Annotated in this window: 20 protein-coding genes and 1 pseudogene; 11 read left to right on the top strand and 10 right to left on the bottom strand. The window is 60.8% G+C overall.

Annotated elements, in window-relative coordinates:
* Positions 1-54 precede the first annotated feature (54 nt).
* Positions 55-717: a GntR family transcriptional regulator gene (locus AC0IYS_RS19385; RefSeq protein ID WP_471706709.1), complete on the top strand. Its 663-nt coding sequence runs from the start codon at positions 55-57 to the stop codon at positions 715-717.
* A 16-nt stretch (positions 718-733) separates the two neighbouring features.
* Here AC0IYS_RS19385 and AC0IYS_RS19380 read toward each other — a convergent pair whose 3' ends face one another.
* A complete protein-coding gene (locus tag AC0IYS_RS19380) occupies positions 734-1,195 on the bottom strand; it encodes an RrF2 family transcriptional regulator (protein ID WP_471706708.1) in 462 nt (153 codons plus the stop codon).
* A 117-nt stretch (positions 1,196-1,312) separates the two neighbouring features.
* On the opposite strand from AC0IYS_RS19380, the gene AC0IYS_RS19375 reads away from it, so the two are divergent.
* Positions 1,313-1,564: a hypothetical protein gene (locus AC0IYS_RS19375; protein WP_471706707.1), complete on the top strand. Its 252-nt coding sequence runs from the start codon at positions 1,313-1,315 to the stop codon at positions 1,562-1,564.
* Between the two features lie 40 nt (positions 1,565-1,604).
* Here the strand turns inward: AC0IYS_RS19375 and AC0IYS_RS19370 are convergent, their stop codons facing one another.
* On the bottom strand, positions 1,605-2,786 hold the full coding sequence (locus tag AC0IYS_RS19370; protein WP_471706705.1) for a multidrug effflux MFS transporter: 1,182 nt from the start codon (positions 2,784-2,786) through the stop codon (positions 1,605-1,607).
* Between the two features lie 167 nt (positions 2,787-2,953).
* Between AC0IYS_RS19370 and epsC the strand changes: the two genes are divergently transcribed.
* On the top strand, positions 2,954-3,877 hold the full coding sequence (gene epsC / locus AC0IYS_RS19365) for a serine O-acetyltransferase EpsC (RefSeq protein ID WP_315217428.1): 924 nt from the start codon (positions 2,954-2,956) through the stop codon (positions 3,875-3,877).
* Here the strand turns inward: epsC and AC0IYS_RS19360 are convergent.
* From AC0IYS_RS19360 to AC0IYS_RS19340, 5 genes are read right to left on the bottom strand one after another with little or no spacing between them, the layout of a single operon-like run.
* Positions 3,874-5,262 carry an LLM class flavin-dependent oxidoreductase gene (locus tag AC0IYS_RS19360; RefSeq protein WP_471706704.1) on the bottom strand — a complete coding sequence of 463 codons (1,389 nt, stop codon included), beginning with the start codon at positions 5,260-5,262 and terminating at the stop codon, positions 3,874-3,876. The two genes, epsC and AC0IYS_RS19360, sit on opposite strands and share 4 nt — an antisense overlap.
* Positions 5,262-6,110 (bottom strand): MetQ/NlpA family ABC transporter substrate-binding protein, encoded by an 849-nt coding sequence (locus AC0IYS_RS19355; RefSeq protein ID WP_471706703.1) that lies wholly within the window; start codon positions 6,108-6,110, stop codon positions 5,262-5,264. Before AC0IYS_RS19355 ends, AC0IYS_RS19360 begins: the two co-directional genes overlap by 1 nt.
* Before the next feature lie 11 nt (positions 6,111-6,121).
* The gene (locus tag AC0IYS_RS19350; RefSeq protein WP_471706702.1) at positions 6,122-6,814 is read right to left on the bottom strand and encodes a methionine ABC transporter permease; all 693 of its coding nucleotides are present in this window, start codon (positions 6,812-6,814) and stop codon (positions 6,122-6,124) included.
* The gene (locus AC0IYS_RS19345) at positions 6,807-7,637 is read right to left on the bottom strand and encodes a methionine ABC transporter ATP-binding protein (protein ID WP_471706701.1); all 831 of its coding nucleotides are present in this window, start codon (positions 7,635-7,637) and stop codon (positions 6,807-6,809) included. Before AC0IYS_RS19345 ends, AC0IYS_RS19350 begins: the two co-directional genes overlap by 8 nt.
* Entirely contained in the window at positions 7,637-8,845 is a 1,209-nt protein-coding gene (locus AC0IYS_RS19340; protein ID WP_471706700.1) for an acyl-CoA dehydrogenase family protein, read from the bottom strand. Before AC0IYS_RS19340 ends, AC0IYS_RS19345 begins: the two co-directional genes overlap by 1 nt.
* Before the next feature lie 262 nt (positions 8,846-9,107).
* On the opposite strand from AC0IYS_RS19340, the gene ssuE reads away from it, so the two are divergent.
* From ssuE to AC0IYS_RS19300, 8 genes and pseudogenes are all read left to right on the top strand, one after another.
* Positions 9,108-9,695, top strand: a complete 588-nt coding sequence (gene ssuE / locus AC0IYS_RS19335; protein WP_471706699.1) for an NADPH-dependent FMN reductase — start codon at positions 9,108-9,110, stop codon at positions 9,693-9,695.
* A gap of 20 nt (positions 9,696-9,715) precedes the next feature.
* Entirely contained in the window at positions 9,716-10,708 is a 993-nt protein-coding gene (locus AC0IYS_RS19330) for a sulfonate ABC transporter substrate-binding protein (protein ID WP_471706698.1), read from the top strand.
* Positions 10,709-10,723: 15 nt separating this feature from the next.
* A complete protein-coding gene (gene ssuD / locus AC0IYS_RS19325; protein ID WP_471708907.1) occupies positions 10,724-11,866 on the top strand; it encodes an FMNH2-dependent alkanesulfonate monooxygenase in 1,143 nt (380 codons plus the stop codon).
* A 1-nt stretch (position 11,867) separates the two neighbouring features.
* The gene (gene ssuC, locus AC0IYS_RS19320; RefSeq protein ID WP_471706697.1) at positions 11,868-12,704 is read left to right on the top strand and encodes an aliphatic sulfonate ABC transporter permease SsuC; all 837 of its coding nucleotides are present in this window, start codon (positions 11,868-11,870) and stop codon (positions 12,702-12,704) included.
* Positions 12,705-12,722: 18 nt separating this feature from the next.
* Positions 12,723-13,535, top strand: a complete 813-nt coding sequence (locus AC0IYS_RS19315) for an ATP-binding cassette domain-containing protein (protein WP_471706696.1) — start codon at positions 12,723-12,725, stop codon at positions 13,533-13,535.
* Between the two features lie 212 nt (positions 13,536-13,747).
* Entirely contained in the window at positions 13,748-14,314 is a 567-nt protein-coding gene (locus AC0IYS_RS19310) for a YceI family protein (RefSeq protein WP_471706695.1), read from the top strand.
* Positions 14,315-14,403: 89 nt separating this feature from the next.
* Positions 14,404-16,179: an amidohydrolase gene (locus AC0IYS_RS19305; protein ID WP_471706694.1), complete on the top strand. Its 1,776-nt coding sequence runs from the start codon at positions 14,404-14,406 to the stop codon at positions 16,177-16,179.
* A 324-nt stretch (positions 16,180-16,503) separates the two neighbouring features.
* Positions 16,504-17,487, top strand: a pseudogene (locus tag AC0IYS_RS19300) (IS5 family transposase).
* Between the two features lie 115 nt (positions 17,488-17,602).
* Here the strand turns inward: AC0IYS_RS19300 and AC0IYS_RS19295 are convergent.
* The 3 genes from AC0IYS_RS19295 to AC0IYS_RS19285 all read right to left on the bottom strand — a co-directional run bounded on the left by AC0IYS_RS19295 (position 17,603) and on the right by AC0IYS_RS19285 (position 20,418).
* Positions 17,603-18,301: a hypothetical protein gene (locus AC0IYS_RS19295; protein ID WP_471706693.1), complete on the bottom strand. Its 699-nt coding sequence runs from the start codon at positions 18,299-18,301 to the stop codon at positions 17,603-17,605.
* A gap of 298 nt (positions 18,302-18,599) precedes the next feature.
* Complete coding sequence (locus AC0IYS_RS19290) at positions 18,600-19,427, bottom strand: HNH endonuclease (RefSeq protein WP_471706692.1); 828 nt, start codon at positions 19,425-19,427, stop codon at positions 18,600-18,602.
* A 208-nt stretch (positions 19,428-19,635) separates the two neighbouring features.
* A complete protein-coding gene (locus AC0IYS_RS19285; RefSeq protein WP_471706691.1) occupies positions 19,636-20,418 on the bottom strand; it encodes a class I SAM-dependent methyltransferase in 783 nt (260 codons plus the stop codon).
* Positions 20,419-20,498: the final 80 nt, after the last annotated feature.

Genomic DNA, 20,498 nt, shown 5'->3' with positions numbered 1-20,498 from the left:
AAGGTCAATTTGGCACTTATAATGAAGCCTGTATTACGGAAGGCATCGCAAACCATGACTACCCACTCCGCAACCCTGCGCGAACAAATAGAAGAAATGATCGCGGTCGGGGTGTTCAAGCCCGGCCAGCATCTGGACGAAACGGAACTGGCGACGCGCTTCGGCGTCTCGCGCACGCCGATCCGCGAAACGCTGATACAGCTGTCTTCAATGGGACTGGTGGTGATCCGCCCACGGCGCGGCGCCATCGTGGCCGAATTGGGGCCGCAGCAGCTGGTGGAGATGTTCGAGGTGATGTCGGAACTGGAGGCGACCTGCGGACGGCTGGCGGCGCGGCGCATGACGGCGGAGGAGCAGAAGGCTTTGCTGGCGGCGCACGAGGCCTGTCATGCGGCCATGCAGGCGCACGAGCCAGACGATTACTACTACAAGAACGAAGTGTTCCACGAGGCGATCTACGCCGGCAGCCATAACCAGTTTTTGATCGAGCAGACGCGCAATCTCTATCGGCGCCTGCGGCCGTATCGCCGCCTGCAGCTGCGCGTGCGCGACCGGCTGTCGAATTCCTACCGCGAGCATGACGGGGTGGTGCAGGCGATCGTATCGGGCGACGGCGACTTGGCGGCGCGGCTGCTGCGCGATCACGTGATGATACAGGGGCAGCGGTTTTCCGACCTGATGGCGTCCCTGCCGCAGTTGACGCAGTACGCGGCCTGATTGCGCCGCGCCGGCGTTAATCCTGGTCGGCGGCGCCGCGCATGATGCGCACCGGTTTGATGTTGGAGCTGGCCGGATCGGCCGGCAGCATGTCGGCGAGGGTCTGTCGGTCCAACACGTCGAGGAAGGCCTTGGTGGCGTCGTTGAGCGTGTGTTTGAGGCGGCAGTCCGGCGTCAGCGGGCAGGTATCGTTGGCGCGATCGAAGCACTCGGCCATGAAAAAATCCGTCTCCGTGGCCCGCACCAGCGCGCCGATGTTGATGTCCTTCGGCTCCTTGCCAAGCCGCAGGCCCCCATTGCGGCCCCGCACCGTCTCCACCAGCCCCGATTGGCCCAGCTGGTAGACCACTTTCATCAAGTGGTTTTTCGAGATCACGTGCAGGTCGGCGATATCCTGGATGGTGACCAGGCGATCCCGGTTCGCGCTGAGGAAGAGCAGCGTTCGCAGCGAATAGTCGGTAAAAGAGGTCAGTCGCATTGATGAGTACTTAAGACAGTTTAAGGCGCTATTCTAACCGCGGATGTATATTCGTGCGTGGGCGTACTGACGCTAGCTTGCAGGGAACTTACACTTAGTTAAAATCAAGGAGAAATCATGGTTAACGAAGACACGCGACGCCAGTTCGTCAACGAGCTTTGGCAGCGGTTTGAAGAATTACAGAAGTGGGCGGAAGAGAACTGGCCGGACAAGGACAATCCGCTGTCCAGCGCCGATTTTGTGGAGTCGCGCAAGGAGATACTGGGCTTGCGCAATCCGGCCCAGGCGCCGGCTGGCTTGCCGGCGGACCGCGAACCGGAACAGGGCGGCGCCCAGTACGAAAATTTGAATCCCGCGCCATGGCCCTGATCGGGTTTTAATGCGGTTCTAATGCGGTTTTAATGCGGTTCTAATGCGTCACCGGCTTGCCGGTCTGGGCCAAAATCCATGCGATCACGCTCAAGACAAGGCTGGCAAGCACGCCCCACGCCAGCTTCAACGCGCTGTCGAACAGCAGCGGCGCGACCAACCCGGACACCAGCGCGAACAGCAGCATCTGGATGAACGACTGCATCGACGAGGCCAGCCCGCTGTTGTTCGGGAAGTAGTCCAGCGCGATCATCGACAACGGCGTCATGGCCAGCGCCAGTCCGAACGAGTAGATAAACAGCGGCATCACAGCCCAGGGCACCGCCGCCACATAATTGTAGTTGTAGGCGACGTTGATCACGCCCGCCGCGATCATGACGGCAAAGCCCATCCACGCCTGCGTCTTGCGCGCGAATTTATGCGCGAATTTGCCCGACAGCGCCGAGCCCACCACCATGCCGCCGATCAGCGGCACGAACATCCACGCGAACGCCGTCTCCGGCAGATGCAGAATGTTCATGACAAAGTAGGCGGCCGAGCCGATATACAGCGCCACGCCGGCGAAGCACATGCCGACCGCGATCGACAGCAACAGGAAGTGATGGTGGCACAGCACCTTCCAGTAGTTTTTGGCGATCGGTCCGAGGTGGAAGGGATGGCGGTCCTTGACGGCCAGGCTTTCCGGCAGCGCGCGCTGCACGGAGATGAACATCAGAAGGCCGAAGGCGGCCAGGAACCAGAACACCGAGCGCCAGCCGAAACCGACCTGCAACCATCCGCCGAGCACCGGCGCGATGGCCGGCGCCAGACCGAACACCATCATGATATGGGCCAGGATCTTCTGCGCCTCGGCGCCGGAGAACCGATCCATGACGATGGCGCGGCCCACCACCGAGCCGGCGCCTGCGGCCAGGCCCTGCACCACGCGGCAGGCCAGCAGGACGCCGATCGACGGCGCCATCGCCGCGCCGATCGATGCTGCGATATACAGCACCAGCGAAACCAGGATCACCGGACGGCGGCCGAAGGAGTCCGACAGGGTCCCGTAAAACAGCATCATGAAGGCGAAGCAGAACAGGAACATGCTCAAGGTCTGCTGGATGATCAGAGGACTGGCATCGAAGGTCTGGGCGATGGCCGGGAACGAGGGCAGATAGGTGTCGATGGCGAGCGGTCCGACCATGGTCAGCCCCGCCAGCAGCAATGTCAGCAAAATATTCATGAAAGGCGTATTGTTCGTTAGACCCGGCATTTTACGCGATATGCGATTACCGCATATGGAAGGATAAAAAGCTTCGTTCTTATTTAAAGGCGCGGCGGCTAAGCTGCACGGTGGGTGATTTCGCCCGCGTTTTGCGCCCGCGTTTTTATTTCTATATTTGAGACATCATGACCATCGATACTTTTGACGGAACCGGCGTGAAGCCGTCGCACTGGAATTTGGACAGCGTCGTCGAGCAGCTGCGCGTCTCGCGCGAGGCGACGCACAACATCCGCCATCACGGCAAGGTCAGGGAGCTGCCGTCCCGGGAGGCATTGACGATCATCGTCAACGGCCTGTCGGCGGTTTTGTTCCCCACCCATTACGGCCGGCCCAACCTGACCGACGAAAGCATCGACTATTTTGTCGGCGATACCCTCAACACCACGTTGAACCGCCTCACCGAGCAGGTTCGGCGCGGCTTGCAGTTTTCGTGCGAGGAGGCGGTGGTCGACGAGGAAAAGCTGACCCGCTGCGCGCACGCCATCACGCGCGAGTTCGCGGCCGGCCTGCCGGCCATCCGCGCGCTGGTGGTCTCCGACGTGCAGGCGGCATTTTCCGGCGATCCGGCGGCGACATCGGTGGCGGAGATCATGCTGTGCTATCCGGGCACGATCGCGATCCTGTATTACCGTCTGGCGCATAGCCTGCATCGTCTCGGTTCGCCGTTCCTGGCGCGTTTGATCTCCGACATCGGCCATTCGCTGACCGGGATCGACATCCACCCCGGCGCGCAGATTGGCGGCAGCTTCTTCATCGACCATGGCACCGGCGTGGTGATCGGCGAGACGGCCATCATCGGCCAGCGCGTGCGGCTGTACCAGCACGTGACCTTGGGCGCGAAGCGCTTCCCGGCCGACGACAAGGGCATGCTGATCAAAGGCGTGCCGCGCCATCCGGTGGTGGAGGACGATGTCGTCATCTACGCCGGCGCGACGATTCTGGGCCGTATCACCATCGGCGCCGGTTCCACCATCGGCGGCAATGTGTGGCTCACGCAGAGCGTCCCGGCGGGCAGCAATGTCTCGCAGGCGCAGATGCGCAACGATTAGGCGGCGGATTTCAGCGGCGCCGTATCGATGCGCACTTGGCGGCCGGCGTGTTCCTGCGGCAGCCGCGGCCCCTTTCCGAACACTTGTTCGCGCAGAGTACCGGGCGTGTATTCCTTGCGGTAGCGCCCGCGCCGCTGCAATTCAGGCACAATCAGCTCCACCACGTCGCGCATGCTTTCATGGGCCACCGCGAACGCCAGATTGAAGCCATCGATTCCCGTTTCGTCCTGCCATGCCTCCAGTTGATCGGCCACCTGCGCCGGATCGCCAACCAGCACCGGTCCGCGTCCGCCAAGGCCGATGAACTCCGCCGCTTCGCGCACCGTCCACTTGCGGTCCGGGTCGGCCTGGCTGAATGACGCCAGCGCCGAACGTCCTGCATCCGAGTCGATATATTCGATCGTCGCGTCCAGTGCAAAACGGCCGAAGTCCACGCCGGTCCAGCCGGACAGCAGCGCCAGAGCCGCCTCGATATCGATGTGCCGGCGATACTCCTCGTGCCTGGCCCGCGCCTGCGCTTCGGTCGGCGCCGTGACGATCAACGCCTGCGCGTAGATCTTCAGTTCATCGCCATCGCGTCCCATCGCCCGCACGGCTGCCCGCAGATCGTCGGCATACTTTTTCACCACCTGCTTGCTGGGACCACTGACGAAGGTGCACTCCGCGTGCTTTGCCGCGAACGCCGTGCCGCGCGGCGAGGTGCCGGCCTGGTACAGCAACGGCGTGCGCTGCGGCGAAGGCTCGCACAGATGGAATCCGGGCACCTTGTAGTGTCGCCCAACGTGATTGATCGGGTGCACACGCGACGGCTCCGCGTACACGCCGCGCTGCTTGTCGTTGACGACGGCGTCGTCTTCCCAGCTCTTTTCCCACAATTTGTAGACGACATCCATATACTCGTCCGCCAGGTCGTAGCGCTCGTCGTGGCCCAGTTGCTGGTTCAGTCCCAGGTTGCGCGCCGCGCTATCCAGGTAGCCGGTCACGATATTCCAGCCGATACGGCCGCGCGTCAGGTGATCGAGCGTGGAGATGCGGCGCGCGAAGGTGTAGGGATGCTCATACGTCAGCGCGCACGTCACACCGAAGCCCAGGTGCGTGGTCGCCTGCGCCATCAGCGGCACCAGCGCCAGCGGGTCGTTCAGCGGTGCTTGCACGCCGTGGCGCAGCGCCGCGTCGGCGCTGCCTTGATACACATCGTAGGCGCCCAGTACATCTGCCAGGAAGACTGCATCGAAGCGGCCCGCCTCCAGCAACCGCGCCAGCTCGGTCCAGTGGTCAGGATCGGTGTAGCGGTGGCCGTTGTCGCGCGGGTGCGTCCACAGCCCGGGCGACTGGTGGCTCACCGTATGCATCTGGAAGGCGTTAAAGCGTATTTGCTTGCCCATTATTTTCCAGCGGTGGGCTTGCCGCCGGCTTCCAATGCCAGTTGATAGTCGGTCTTGGCGTAATCGGCGAAGTGCTTCTTGGTCACCTCCAGGAACTCGCGCGAGCGGTAGGCGGCCGCGATGTCCTTGGCGAACTGCTTGTCCTTGTCGGCCGTGCGCACCGCCACCAGATTGGCGTAGTTGGGCGAGATCTTCTCGGTCGTCAGCGCATCCTTCAGTTTCAGGCCCGACGCCAGCGCGTAATTGCCGTTGACGAAAGAGTAGTCCGTGTCCTGCAGCGAGCGTGGCAACTGCGCCGCTTCCAGCGGTATCAGCTTGATTTTCTTGATGTTGGCGGCGATATCCTTTTCCGAGGCCCGCACCGGATCGTATTTGTCGCGCAGCTTGATCCAGCCCAGTTGATCGAGCAGCACCAGCGCGCGCGCCTGGTTGGTCGGGTCGTTGGGCAGCGCCACGGTGGTGCCTTCCTTCACATCGTTGAGCGTCTTGTGCTTTTTGCTGTAGATGGCGATAGGGGCGGTGGGCACTTTCACCAATTCGCTCAGTTGCAGCTTGTGCTCCGTCGAGAACTTGGTCAGGTAGATAATATGCTGGAAGATGTTGGCGTCCAGCGAACCCTCCGCCAGCGCGAAGTTGGGCTGGATGTAGTCGTTGAACTCCACCAGCTTGACCTTGTAGCCCTGTTTTTCCAGGATAGGCTTGATGCCCAGCTTGACCTGATCCGCGTACGGGCCGGCGCTGGTGCCGATGACCAGTTCCCTCGGGTCCTTGGCGTTGGCGATGGTATTGGCGCCGGCGGCGATGAGCAGGGCTGCCAGCAGCAGTCGGCGGCGATTCGGGGTTTTCATATTGTTTTCCTCTAGCGTTTATCGATACGTTTGGCGATGCGGTTGCCGGTGAACTGGATCAGTTGCACCATGACGATCAGGATGGCGACGGTGGCGACCATGATGTCGGTCTCGAAGCGGTAGTAGCCGTAGCGGATCGCCAGGTCGCCGATGCCGCCGCCGCCCACCACGCCGGCCACGGCGGAATAGGACAGGAAGCTGATCGACAGTACGGTCAATGCCAGAACGAGTCCGGAGCGCGCTTCGACCAGCAGCACCCGCAGCACGATTTGCAGTTCCGACGCGCCCATCGCGTGCGCCGCCTCGACGACGCCGCGCGGCACCTCGCGCAGGTTTTGCTCCACCATGCGGGCGAAGTAGGGGATCGCGGCGAACGACAGCGGCACGGCCGCCGCCAGCGGTCCGATCGAGGTGCTCGCGATGATGCGGGTGAACGGCACCAGCGCCACCAGCAGGATGATGAACGGGAAGGAACGCACCGTATTGACGAACCAACCCAGCACCAGCGCGGCCGGACGGTTTTGCAGCGATTGGCCGTCGGCGACCAGGAACAGCAGGATGCCGAGCGGGCCGCCGATCAGCACCGCCGCCGTCAGGCCAATGCCCAGCATCGTCAGGGTCTGGCCCAGGGCGGTCCACATTTCTGGCAGCATGGCGATGATGTTGACCGCCGAGACGCTCAGGGAACTGATCGACTCAAACATGGGCGCTCTCCCGGCTGGCTGCGGTGGAGCGCGACGCCGCGTCGGCGATGCCCAGGATGGCCGCGCCATGCTGCGCCAGCTCCCGGCCCAGCGCCGTTTTGCGCGGGACCGTCAGGCTGGCCGCGTCGTCCAGCGCGAATTGTTCTGCGATGGCGCCGTCCTCGATGACGGCAACGCGGTTGCAGATCTCACCGATCACAGACAGCTCGTGGCTGACGATCACGATGGTGACGCCAAGCCGCCGGTTGATGTCGCGCAGCGTGGCGAGCAGGGCGCGCGTGGTTTCGGCGTCCAGTGCGGAAGTCGGCTCGTCGCACAGCAGCACTGCCGGTCCGCTGGCCAGCGCGCGGGCGATGGCGACGCGCTGTTTCTGGCCGCCGGAAAGCTGCGCCGGATAGCTGGCCGACTTGCCGCCCAATTCGACCAGTTCAAGGCATTGGTTGACGCGTTCCGTAATGCGTTCGGCCGTCAGCCCGCCGTGGATGCGCAAGGGGAAGGCGACGTTATCGAACACGCTGGCGTTTTGGAGCAGATTAAACTGCTGGAAGATCATGCCGATGTTGCGGCGGGCGTCGCGCAGATCGCGCTTGTTCAGCGACGTCAGCTCGCGGCCATCGACCTGGATCAGGCCTTGGTCCGGGCGTTCGAGCAGGTTGATAAGGCGTAGCAGCGTGGATTTACCGGCGCCGCTCTTGCCGATCAAGCCAAAAATATCGCCTTGGGCTATCGATAGCGAGACGTCGCGCACAGCGTGGAACGCGCCGCCGCCGGGCAGCGCAAAGGTTTTGTCCGCGTGGGTAATATTAATCAAGGGAGTCGTCATCAGGAATAAGCCGTAGGTTCGGGCACGGTACCATCGAGCGCGTAGCGTCCGAGATCGCGGATCTTGTAGTCGACCGGGTCGTGCAAGGTGTGTACACGCACGTTGCGCCAGAACCTGTCGTAACCGTAGCGGGCCGAGGTCGAGCGCGCGCCTGTCAATTCGAACATCTGGTTGCTGACATCGATGCCGGCGGTGTGGGCCAGCACCTTGGCCTCGGCCACTGCGACGGCCAGTTCGCCGCGTTGGCGGGCGGTGACCGCGCTCCCGAGCCGGAACAACCGGTCCAGCTCTTGCGCCGCATGGTCGGCCAGCACTGCGGCGGGCCGTAGCTTGAGCCACAACTGGCCGAAACGGTGTTGTATCAGCGGATCGGCGGCGGCCGATGCCGCACCGGAGGCGAACCATGGCCGCGCCTCGCTCAAGGTGTAGGCCCGTGCCGCCTCGAAGGCGCCTTCGCCGATGCCCAGATAGAGATTGGCCATGATCAGCTGCGCGATCTGCGAACGCAACGTCGCCCGCGCCGTCGGCGTATGGCCCGGCGCCTGGAGGACTTGCGTCGATGGCAGCGCGACCTGGTTGAAGTGGACGTTGCCGCTGTCGGTCTGGCGCTGGCCGAAGGCGTCCCAGTCGGCTTGAACGGATACGCCTTCCTGGCGCGTCGGCAGCACGCCGATCAAGGCGGTTTCCGTTTCCGCGTGCCAGGCCGAGATGGTGAGCCAGTCGGAGCCCACGGAGCCGGACGAAAAGCTCTTCACGCCATCGAGCACGAAGCCATAGTCGGCTTCCACGGCCGTGGTGCGGCGGTCCAGCGGATTGAGTGCGTTACCCCAGAACAGATTCTGCTCCACGGTTTGGGTGAGGAAGCGGCGCTGCTGCTGGGGCGTGCCGTATAGATCGACGCCCGCCAGTTGTAGATAGTGGAAGCCGAGGACGTGCGCCAGCGCGCTATCGGCACGGGCCACGATGCGTATCACCTGGTAGACCGTCGGCCAGGCCGCGCCCTGGCCGCCGAAAGCGGTGGGGATCGACAGCGTGAGCAGGCCGGATTCGCGTATCCATTCGCGCTCCTGCGCCGCATGGCCGCCGGCCTGGTCGCGGGCGTTGGCTGTTTCCGCCAGGCGTTTGGCCAGATCGGTGGCGACGTCCAGCGGGTCCGGTGCCGCGTCCTGTGCCGGATGCGCCGCCGGTTTGAGTAAAGCTTTAGACATGGTATGTCCGTTTAAAGGTATCGGTGCCGTCAGTATTGCACCCGAGCCCTTAAGCCGTACACGAAGAAATCCGGCTTTCCTTATGCGGAAAATTGTCGACGCGTCGCGTCCAGCGAGGTCCTGGCGAGGTAGAAGAAATTCAATTTACCTTAGTTGGAAAAATCATGGAACGTAATCCGAATATCAAAGCGTAAAACTATTCGTTTTGATTTCAAAGGTGCGGATTTATTCTGGTCGCCACAACATCAATGGGGACCAGAGCATGAGCATTCTTCTTCTAGGCGGCAGTCCTGCGGCGACATCGAGCACCGGCCGTTTGCTGGATCATGTCGGCGAACAGCTGGCCTTGCACGGCCATCGCCACAGCAAGCTGCAGGTACGCGATCTGCCGCCGCAGGCGCTGCTGCATGCCGATACGTCGGACCTGGCGATCAAGCGCGCGCTGGCTGCGGTGGCCGCCGCCGACGCCGTGGTCATCGCCACGCCGGTCTATAAAGCGTCATTCACCGGCATTCTGAAAGCCTTCCTCGATTTGCTGCCGCAGGACGGCCTGGCCGGCAAACTGGTGCTGCCGCTGGCCACGGGCGGCAGCCAGTCGCACATGCTGGCGCTGGACTACGCGCTGCGGCCGGTGCTGCACGCGCTGGATGCGCGCCACGTGCTGACCAGCGTCTACGCCACCTCACAGCAGCTGGTATGGGTCGAAGGCTCCGGCCTGGCGCTCGATCAGGCGATTTCCTGGCGCGTGCAGGCCGGCGTCGAAGCATTGGCAGCCGGCCTGAATGCCCTCAGTGGCCGTATCGGCGACAGCTATGTGGTCCAGGCGGAACCAGTGCGCCTGGCGAGCTAAGTCACTTCAAGGAAGAATTCATGAGCATCGAACAAAAACGCGCAGCACGCCGCTACACATTGGGTCTGCTGTTCGCCGCCGGCGTGCTGGCTGCTGGAGCACCCACCATCGCCGCCGCGCAGGCCAAGTCGGAGGCGCAGACGCTCCGCATCGGCTATCAGAAATACGGCACCCTGACCTTGCTGAAAGGGCGCGGCACCCTGGAGCAGCGTCTGGCGACCAAAAACATTACCGTCAAGTGGACCGAATTCCCGGCCGGGCCGCAGCTGCTGGAGGGCCTGAATGTCGGCAGCGTCGATTTCGGCACCGTCGGCGAGGCGCCACCGATCTTCGCGCAGGCTGCGGGCGCGAACCTGGTCTATGTCGGCAACGAGCCGCCGTCGCCGGCCAGCGAGGCGATCGTGGTGCCCAAGGACTCGAAGATCCGCAGCCTGGCCGAGTTGAAAGGCAAGAAGGTCGCGCTGAACAAGGGCTCCAACGTGCACTACCTGCTGGTCAAGGCGCTGGAGAAGGCGGGCATCGGCTACAAGGAAATCGATATCATCTTCCTGCCGCCGGCCGACGCGCGCGCCGCCTTTGAGCGCGGCAGTGTCGATGCCTGGGCGATCTGGGACCCGTTCCTGGCCGCCGCCGAGAAGCAGTTGGGCGCGCGCGTGCTGGCCGATGGCAAAGGCCTGGTCGCCAACCACCAGTTCTATCTGGCCGCGCGTCCGTATGCGGAGAAGAACCAGGAAGTGGTCCGCATCGTGCTGGAGGAAATCGCCAAGGTCGACGAGTGGGGCGCCAAGAATCCGAAGGAAGTCGCCATCATCCTGTCCGCGCAAACCGGGCTCGATACGGACGTGGTGGCGCTGGCCGCCTCCCGCTATGCCTATGGCGTCAAGCCGATCACCGCCGACGTGCTGCAACAGCAGCAAAAGCTGGCCGACGCCTTCTCCAATCTTAAATTGATCCCGAAACCGATCGTGGTCAAGGACGCACAACTGCCGGCCAAACAGCTGGCGGCGCAATAAAGGAGCATCATGTCATTGAATATCTTTTGGTTTATCCCGACCCATGGCGACAGCCGCTATCTTGGCACCTCGAAGGGCGCGCGCCCGGTCGATGCCGACTATCTGAAACAGTGCGCGGTCGCCGCCGACACGCTGGGCTACGACGGCGTTCTGCTGCCGACCGGCCGCTCCTGCGAGGACGCATGGGTGGTCGCCTCGTCGCTGATCAGCGTCACGCAAAAGCTCAAGTTCCTGGTCGCCATCCGCCCCGGCCTGACCACGCCGGGCCTGGCCGTGCGCATGGCCGCCACCTTCGACCGCTTGTCCAACGGACGGTTGTTGATCAACGTCGTCACCGGCGGCGACCAGGGTGAGTTGGAGGCGGACGGACTGTACGCCGACCACGCCAAGCGCTATGAAATTTCGGATGAATTCATCCGCGTCTGGCGCGCGTCGCTGGCGGGCGAGGGCGGCGACGCCGGCTACGATTTCGAGGGCAAGCATATCAAGGTCAAGGGCGCCAAGACGCTGTACCCGGCGGTGCAAAAACCTTATCCGCCGCTGTACTTCGGCGGCTCCTCCGAGCCGGCGCATGAACTGGCGGCCGAACAGATGGACGTCTACCTGACGTGGGGCGAGCCGCCGGCAGCTGTCGCCGAGAAGATCGCCGACATCCGCGCGCGCGCCGCCAAGCATGGCCGCACTGTGAAATTCGGCATCCGCCTGCACGTGATCGTCCGCGAAACCAACGAAGCCGCATGGCGCGCCGCCGATGAATTGATCAGCCATCTGGACGACGACATCATCGCCAAGGCGCAGGCTGCTTTCGGAAAAATGGATTCGGTGGGACAGCAGCGCATGGCGGCCTTGCACGGCGGCCGCCGCGACAAGCTCGAAGTTTCGCCCAACCTGTGGGCTGGCGTGGGCCTGGTGCGTGGCGGCGCCGGCACCGCGCTGGTCGGCGATCCGGAGACGGTGGTCGCGCGCATCCAGGAATACGCCGACCTGGGGATCGACACCTTCATCTTCTCCGGCTATCCGCATCTGGAGGAGTCGTACCGGTTCGCCGAGCTGGTGTTCCCGTTGCTGGGCAAAGGCAAAGCGGTGGGCGAGCAGTCCCTGAGCGGGCCTTTCGGCGAGGTGATGGCCAGCGATATCGTGCCGAAGAAGGCAGCCTGAGATGGCGGCCGTCTTACCCCAACCCCTGGTCAAGAGCACCAGCAAGCCCGCGCGCAAAAGTAGCGGCAGCGCCGGCGGCCGGACGCAGAGCAGCGCGTTCGCGCCGTGGATCTTGCCGGTGCTGCTGATCGCCGGCTGGCAGGCGGCGTCGCAACTGGGCTGGCTCTCGAGCCGCATTTTGCCGGAGCCGTGGGCGGTCGCCAAGGCTTTCTGGACGCTGGCGGTGTCGGGCGAGTTGTGGGTGCACCTTCGCACCAGCCTGTGGCGCGCCATCAGCGGCTTCGCCATCGGCGCCGGACTGGGTCTGGCGCTTGGCCTTTTGACGGGCAGCTTCCGCCGCGCCGAAACGCTGCTCGACACCACACTGCAAATGGTGCGCAACATCCCCGCGCTGGCGCTGATACCGCTGGTGATCCTGTGGTTCGGCATTGACGAAACGGCCAAGCTGTTCCTGCTGGCGGTGGGCGTGTTCTTCCCGGTGTATCTGAACACCTTCCACGGCATCCGCTCGGCCGACCAGGGGTTGATCGAGATGGCGCGCAGCTACGGCCTGTCCGGCTGGCCGCTGTACCGCGATGTGATCCTGCCGGCCGCGCTGCCGTCGATCCTGGTGGGCGTGCGTTTTTCGCTGGGCCTCGTCTGGGTGCTGTTGATTGTGGCGGAGACGATTTCGGCGCAAGCAGGCATCGGCTACATGACGATGAACGCCCGCGAGTTCCTGCAAACGGACGTGGTGCTGGTCGGGATACTGCTATATGCGTTATTGGGCAAGGCGGCCGACCTGCTGTCGCGCGGCCTGGAAAAGCGCTTCCTACGCTGGAATCCGGCCTACCGTTGATTTGATGGAGTACATGATATGAACCTTTCGACCGCGTTATTCGATGTCCCTCGCTTCTCCAAGGCGAGCAAGCAAAGCACGCCGTCGCCGGCGCCGGCCAAGCGTCAGGGCGTGTCCCTGGCGCTGGAAGGCTTGAGCAAATCCTTCGGTGAGCGTGAAGTGTTGAAGGATGTGCGGCTGGAGCTGCACCCCGGTGAGTTTGTCGCGGTGGTGGGCCGCAGCGGATGCGGTAAAAGCACCTTGCTGCGCGCGATCGCGGGACTGGAAACGGCCGACGAGGGCAGCATAGCGATCGGCAAGGGCGCCATCGGCGCCAGCATCCGCATCATGTTCCAGGAGGCGCGCCTGCTGCCCTGGAAGACGGTGCTGGAGAATGTGGCGCTCGGGTTGCCGCGATCCTTGAACGCGGCGGCGGCAACGTTGTCGACGGTGGGGCTGGCCGAACGCGCCGACGATTGGCCGGCGGAGCTGTCTGGCGGTCAGCGGCAGCGCGTGGCGCTGGCGCGGGCTTTGGTGCACGAGCCGCAGTTGCTGCTGCTCGACGAGCCGCTTGGCGCGCTGGACGCGTTGACGCGCATCGAGATGCAGCAGTTGATCGAGGCGTTATGGTTGCAGCGCGGGTTCACGGCGGTGCTGGTCACGCACGATGTGCAGGAGGCGCTGGCCCTGGCCGATCGCGTGGTGCTGATCGAGGACGGGCGCATCACGCTGGATCTGAAGGTGGATTTGCCGCGCCCACGGGCCCGGGGCAACGCTGCCTTCGCAGCGCTTGAGCAGCGGCTGTTAAGTAGTATCCTGCATCATCCGGCAGCGCATTCAGTCGCAGCCTGATCTGAAGTTCCGTCCCCCCATCCGCCTTTTGGCGGATTCGCCCCCCGCCAAACTCCGCTATGATCGATTTTATCGATAGTAACGCGGTAAATTTTTCGTTTTACAACTTTAGATGTCGCGAGCATAATCGTTCGCACTCGAGAACATTTGCGGGCTGGCAAAACCAACCCCGTCGCGTTCTCATCCGTATGTCAACATTCTGGAGTTCTACAATGAAAAAAATCTTTGCCCTGCTGGTCGCCGCTGGTATCTCGATGTCCGCCTTTGCCGCACCGGAGACGTTCTCGTCCGATGCCAACCACACGTTCTCGAGCTTCTCGTACAGCCACTTCGGCTACTCGCTGCAGACGAGCCGCTTCAACAACACCAGCGCCAAGATCACGATCGACCGCGCCGCCAAGACCGGTTCGGTCGAAGCGACCATCGACACCAAATCGGTCGATACCGGCTCGAAACTGTTCGACCAGCACATCCAGGGCGAGGATTTCCTCGACACCGCCAAGTTCCCGACCATCACCTACAAGTCGACCAAGGTCAACTTCAAGGGCGACACCCCGTCGACCATCGACGGCAACCTGACCATCAAGGGCGTCACCAAGCCGGTGACCCTGACCGTGACCGGCTTCAAGTGCATGGATCACCCGATGATGAAGAAACTGGCATGCGGCGCCAACGCCACCGCCACCATCAAGCGTACCGAATTTAACGCAGGCAAATACGCACCGAACGTCGGCGACGACGTAACCCTGACCTTCGCGGTCGAAGCACTCAAAGACTAAGCGAACCGGGCTCGCTCGATTCGTTGGCCTTTGATGCGGGCCGGCGCGGTACACATGCCGCGCTGGCCCTTTATTTTAGGAGTAGTACGATGAAATTGAAGCAGCTCGCTTTTGCAGTCACCCTGATCCACGCCGCCGGCCTGTCCACTTTGGCGCAGGCAGCCACGGATCTGATCATCACCAACGGCAAAATCGCCACGATGACGAAAGAGGGCGCGTTCGCCCAGGCGCTCGCCATCAAGGACGGCAAAATCGAGGCCGTCGGCAGCAATGCCAGCATCCTCAAACTCAAATCGGCCAACACCCAGTTGATCGACGCCGGCGGTAAGACCGTCATTCCCGGCCTTAACGATTCCCACCTGCACATCATCCGCGAGGGCTTGAACTACAACGCCGAGCTGCGCTGGGACGGCGTGACGTCGCTGAAGAAGGCGCTGCAAATGCTCAAGGAGCAGGCCGCGCGCACGCCGGACGGCGCCTGGATCAAGGTCGTGGGCGGCTGGAATGAATTCCAGTTCGAGGAAAAGCGTCTGCCGACCTTGGCTGAGATCAATGAAGCGGTCCCGGACAAGCCTGTGTTCCTGCTGTACCTGTACGGCCTGGGCTTCCTCAACCAGAAGGGCATCGCCACCCTCGGCTACAACGCCGACACCAAGTACAAGGACGGCGTGGTCGAGCTGGGCCCTGACGGCAAGCCGACCGGCCTGCTGATCGCCAAGCCGAACGCGATGATCCTGTACACCACCTTGGCCAAGACCAACGTGCTGCCGCGCGAGCAGCAGATCAATTCCACGCAGCAGTACTACAACGAACTGAACCGCCTCGGCATCACCAGCGCCATCGACGCGGGTGGCGGTGGGCAGGCCTATCCGGACGATTACGCGGTCAGCCTGGAACTGGCCAAGAACGGCAAGTTGACGGTGCGCACTTCCTACTACCTGTTCGCGCAGAAGCCGGGCAAGGAGCTGGAGGACTACCAGCGCTGGCTGACGCAGACCAAGCCGGACAAGAATGACCACTTGTTCTACGCCAACGGTTACAACACCGAGGGTGGTGGCGAGAACCTGGTGTGGAGCGCGGCCGACTTCGAGAATTTCCTGGAGCCGCGTCCGAACATGCCGGCGGAGATGGAGAGCGAACTGGAGCCGGTGCTGCGCCTGCTGATCAAGAACCGCTGGCCGTTCCGCATCCACGCGACTTATGACGAAAGCATCGACCGCGACCTGGCCGTGATCGAAAAGGTCAATAAGGATACGCCGCTGAAGGGCCTGCGCTGGTTCTTCGACCATGCCGAAACCATCAGCGACAAGCAACTGGCGCGCGTGAAGGCGCTGGGCGGCGGTATCGCCGTGCAGAACCGGATGCACTTCCAGGGCGAGCTGTATTGGAAGCAGTACGGCGCGCAAACCCGCCAGATGCCACCAATCAAGAAGATGCTGGAGATGAAGATTCCGGTGGGCTTGGGGACGGACGGCACGCGCGTCAGCAGCTACGGTCCTTGGCCGTCGATCTACTGGGCGGTGACGGGCAAGACGGCGGGCGGACTGAGCTTGTGGCAACCGGGTGATGTGCTGAGCCGCTATCAAGCGCTGAAGCTGATGACGCAGGGCAGTGCCTGGATGAGTGGCGAAGAGAAACTCAAGGGTACCCTGGCCAAGGGTCAGTACGCGGACGTGGTGATCTTGCCGCAGGATTATTTCTCGATGGATGTCGAGAAGATCAAGAACCTGGAAAGCAGCCTGACCATTGTCAACGGCAAGGTGGTGTACGCGGCCCCGGAGTACAAGCAGTTAGCGCCAGCCGTGCCAGAGGTGCAGCCGGAGTGGAGTCCCGTCAAGTATTACGGCGGGTACCAGAATAAATAACCCGGTAGTCTAACTTGGTGCCACGTATAGAGATACGTGGGGCGGATCAGCTGTGTTGGTTCAGACTTGAGCTGGCGCGGCTATCCCACGAGCGGCCGCTACCGCCCCAAAGCGGAAGTTCGCGCCTGCAGATGGGCTGAGCTGTTTACTCACATGCATTGGTTCGGATCGCAGCGGTTTTGATGTGCAACACTCAGACTATTAGAGTCGATACGAAAATTCTTTCTTCTGAACTTAGGGAAGCACTGATTTATTCATCGGCCGCCGTTCCGTGCAGCAGGCGACCTGAGACAATAACGGCATCCCCACTGTCCGCCATCGACCATGCAAAAGAGCTTTTCCGACCTCGAATACGCCGCCAAGAAGAAGTTGACGCGGCGCGACCGTTTCCTTGCTGAGATCGACAGCGTGACGCCATGGGGCAAGCTGCATCAAGCCGTCGAGCCGTTCTATCCGAAGGTCGAAGGCGCCGGTCGGCCACCGATAGGACTCGCTCGCATGTTGCGCATGTACGTGGCCCAGCAGTGCTTTGGTTTGTCGGACGAAGCCATTGAAGATGCGATCTACGACAGCCAATCCATTCGCGCTTTTGTCGGCATTGATCTGGGCCGCGAGTCGGCGCCGGACGCGACGACCTTGCTGAAGTTCCGCCACTTGCTTGAAGCCAAAGGGCTCACACGCCAGATCTTCGAGACGATCAACAGTCACCTCGCCGAGAAGGGCCTGATGATGCGCGAAGGCACCATCGTCGACGCCACCCTGATCGCCGCGCCGCCGTCGACAAAAAACAAGGACGGCAAGCGCGATCCCGAAATGCACCAGTCTAAGAAAGGCAATGACTGGCACTTTGGTATGAAGGCCCACGTCGGCGTCGATGCTGCTTCGGGCTTGGTGCACACGGTCATCGGCACGGCGGGAAATGTCGCCGACGTGACGCAGGCGCACGCGCTGCTGCACGGCGACGAGAGCGCTGCGCTCGGTGACGCCGGCTACCAGGGTGTGGAAAAGCGGCCGGAGAACATCGGCAAATCGGTGACGTGGCACGTGGCCATGAAGCGCTCCAAACGCAAGGCGCTGCCCAAGAATAAATTGGGACGAATGACCGAGAAGCTGTAGCATCTGAAGGCCAGCGTTCGGGCAAAAGTCGAGCATCCGTTTCATATCGTCAAGAACCTGTTCCGTCATCGTAAAACGCGCTATCGCGGCTTGGCCAAGAACACTGCACAACTGTTTACCTTGTTCGCCTTGGCCAATCTGGTGCTGGCCGGCAGGCGCTTTAAGATCACCGAATCCCGTAGTCCGTCCTGATTAGCGGAAGGCGCCAAGCATCACGCCAAATCGGCCGAAAACGCGCTTATTCGACTCGCCATTCGAGCATTTCGCGCGCCGACCAGGCTCAGAAAGCTAATTGATCAGCGCTTCCTTAGGCTGAGTTCGAAACTAAGTCATTCAAGTGCCAATGGTCGACTGCTTCAATCCGCCGGAATGCCCTGTGTTTTCTGTAGTAGTCATAATCAAGAACGAATGGTTCAAGCATGTTTAGCTGGTCACCCGACAGATCGAGCAGCGCTTTTCGAACTACAACAGTCTCAGGTGGTACATAGCCAATACGACCCTGGGTTAATAAGTCTAGTTTTCCTTTGACGTCGCTGTTCGATATTTTGAAATGGTCCATTACTGATGCAATGAATCGAATATGATCCACGTGCCCGTGGTTGTAGTAGTCTTCAATCATCTCACTAATTTCGGCGTCATCACTTAATTCTAACGACTTAGCTAATTCTTTAAGCTTAGTTATCAGTTCATGCTCCTTTTCCCTGCCGATACCGTGCCATCTTCCAGACTGAGTAATATTCGCCACATTGGTTAGGAGCAGAGGCCGAGCAAGGTTCTGCAACGACAATAATGTGGCATTTGCTTCAGCTATGACGTCTCGCATCCGTGCCTCAAACCCAACCCCTTTAAAGCTCTCGAGCTTATTTATATTGGAAAATGCCAGCGCGATAGCACAAGTAACTGTAGAGATTGTCATCTCTGTGGGTTTACCCATTACACCAAACATTGTTGGCAATGCTATAAGTATAGCTATCAGTATAAAATTAACTACACCTGCTTTCGTCATCTTAAATCTCACTCTTCCTCCCAAAATGTTCAACCAAAATAAAAGCGCAACTGGCGGGGCGCTGTTTCTCAGCCGCGAGGAAAAGTATCCAAGTGGAAAGTGTAGCTCCATCCCTGCAATAACTTCTCACAATCGAAAAAATCCCATGCAAGCACGAAGATATTCGTATTTTTGGCGGTACCGCCACACCGATTGCGTCTCACGCAATGGGTGCCAAGCGGTAGCTATCAGGTTAGTATCTTGCTCATGCGAAAGGTCTCGCTTTGTCACTGCCGGCGGAAGTCGCCCAAAGCGGCTCTTAATCGAACCCATGGAGAGTTCGGTGGCGTTCTATATATTTCAACATCTTGTCACTGACTTTGCTAATTCTTAAGCTCATATCTTCTTTTTGCAATCCGAAGATAGCACGCGTTTCTTGAGATAGAATAGATTTAACAAGCATTTTCCCGGAGTCACTGAACGAAATCCAGCCTCGGTCAAAAAGCTTATCTAGAGGCACCGCAAGCAACAATCCGTTATTTGGGTCGGTTTTTTCTTTTGGCGTGCTTCGTGCCCAAGGATGGATATGCGAAGCTACCAGTAGATCATTGCAATCAGAACCTGTTACCGCGCACCGTCCTTCCCAGTGTCTCCAAACAGGATCACGAAATTTATCATGATTCTTCCTGACCCAGACTAGACGATGTTCGTTGCTCCCTTCCGCAGTCGGCAATTCCAAATCAAGCGGCTTAGATACAAGTTCCCTTCCCGTTTCCGACAGATTAACTGCATAGTTGCGTGATCCACCACCACCGCCATGGCCGTAAAAGTCAGCGTCCGATACAGTCGATAGATCGTGCTCCCCGATGTGTCGGAAACGATCAACGTAAAAACGAAACCGAGATTCCGTACTTGGTTGAACATCGTTGATAAAACCGACCCAGATTTCCTGACATTTGCTGTCATCGTTTTTTGCAATTGAAAGCGCAAATACGTCAGCCGGCCTTTCCGGCGGAAGGGGTGGCCAATTTTCAGTGAATCCCGAGTTCAACGCATCCAGATTCCGTTCATTTGGCTGAATCTTTTGTACAACAGCGAGCCTCGCATCTACAAATTCTCCTGCAAATATTTCTTGGATTGATTTCATAGTCAAGTCACGAGTTAATCATAAATTAGTGGCAAAGGAAAATCGATGCCGTTCTAGATGATGGTCTCACAACGAGACAACAAATGAAAGTCCGGTTTTGGCCGGATGCAGCCGCAAGAGAAGCTTAGGCCACGACGACGCGCGACACTGCATCAAAATCTACAAATACTCGCCGGGCGTTACGTTGGCCTCGGCGAGCACCGGTCGTTTATTGTTTCACGAACTTGAGCGTCATGCGGTCGCTCTCGCCGATGGCTTGGTACTTGTCGCGATCAAGTGCGTCGTTGCTCAGGGTCGGCGGCAGCGCCCATACGCCGCCCTTGTGGTCGGCCGTGTCCTTCGGATTGGCGTTGATCTCCGATTTGCCGGCAAGCTTGAAGCCGGCGCTCTCGGACATCTTGATCACATACGACTGGTGAACGTAGCCGCTCGTGGCCGTGGCATCTTGCTGCATCGATTCCGGCAGGCGGTGGTCAGTCACGCCCAGCACGCCGCCGGGCTTCAGGCTGATGTACAGCGCCTTGAACATGTCCTTGACCTTGTCGTCGCCCAGGTCGACGAAGTTGTGCACGTTGCGGAAGGTGAGCACCATGTCGACGCTGTTTGCTGGGGCGAAGTTGTATATGGCCTTTGGCGGACTGAATGCACCCCGCGCGACCTTGTCATAGACTGCCGGGTTGGACTCCAGCAAAGTCTTAGATATGGCGCCAGCGCTGATCAGCTTGCCGTCCTTTCGAAGGTACGGCGCCAGGATCTCGGTGTACCAGCCGCCTTCCGGCAGCAGTTCGAGCACTGTCATGGTCGGCTTGATACCGAAGAAAGTGAGCGTTTCGTAAGGATGGCGCCAACTATCGCGCGCAACGTTGGTGCTACTCCGGTGGCTGGCTGCGATGGCCGTGCGCAGCTGGGCATCGTCGGCCTTATCAGCGGCCGGCGCGAGGCCGGCCAGGCTGCACGCAAGCACACCGGCGGCCAGTTTGAATATCTTCATTGTGTCGTCCCCAGGGTCGATGGCAGCGGCGCTATGCCGTGCCGCCTGGCAATCATCGACCATGACATACTTGTCGTCAA

The organism is Duganella sp. AC237, assembly GCF_979254035.1.
Note: the sequence above shows the minus strand (reverse complement) of the source record. Positions and strands in the feature narration are given on the sequence as shown.